Below are 684 nucleotides of genomic sequence, written 5' to 3'. Positions count from 1 at the left end.
GTGTTCTGGGGCATCAAAGGGGCGTCCTGGTACGCCACGCAACCGCTGCTGCACCTCAAGGTGACGCTGTTCGTGGTGATGGTGCTGTTGTCCATCGGGCCCACGCTGGCCTTCAGGCGCTGGCGCCGCGCGCTGCACGCCACCGGGGCCCTGCCCGCCGCGGCGGAAGTGGCCCGGGTGCGCCGCCTGGTGATGGTGCAGTCGCATGTGCTGCCCCTGATCGCGGTGGTCGCGGTGTTCTGGGCGCGCGGCTGGTAGGTCGGGGTCGCAAAAAAGGCCGGCGCGGTCTGGGCGCGCCGCAAATGCTCCCTAGAATCGCGCTCTGCTGACGGCCTGCGGCCCCTTCGCCGCGCAGTCTCGTTCTTTCCATCCATGCCCCGGTTGCACCGCGCCGCATGCCATGGACACTCACCAGGATCTTGCAATGACCCGCGCCGATGCACACATGACCGCCCCAGCCTCCCGCGTTGCCGCGCCCGCGCGCCGCGCCGTGCGTGCGCTGCTGGGGGTGTCGCCGGCGGCCTGGACCTGGCTGGTCCTGTTGCTGTTTGCCGGGGTTTGGCTGTGGCACTTGAGCAGCGTGGCGCTGAGCCCGCCGGCCGACAATATCGAACAGCTCACCTGGATGCGCTCACTGCAATGGGGCTACTACAAGCACCCGCCGCTGCCCACCTGGATGCTGTG

The 684-nt window shown here is 69.3% G+C and carries 1 protein-coding gene and 1 pseudogene; both read left to right on the top strand.

All coding sequences use genetic code 11. The annotated features are described in order from the left end of the window. Positions 1–258, top strand: a 258-nt coding sequence (locus tag B2J89_RS21400; RefSeq protein ID WP_169170834.1) for a DUF2214 family protein, incomplete at its 5' end; no start/stop codon positions are given. Positions 259–445: 187 nt separating this feature from the next. Beyond that, positions 446–684, top strand: a pseudogene (locus tag B2J89_RS21395) (glycosyl transferase); the annotation flags it as partial.

It is taken from the genome of Acidovorax sp. SRB_24 (genome assembly GCF_012931925.1).
The sequence above is the reverse complement of the archived record's forward strand: the minus strand, read 5'-3'. Positions and strand labels throughout refer to the sequence as shown.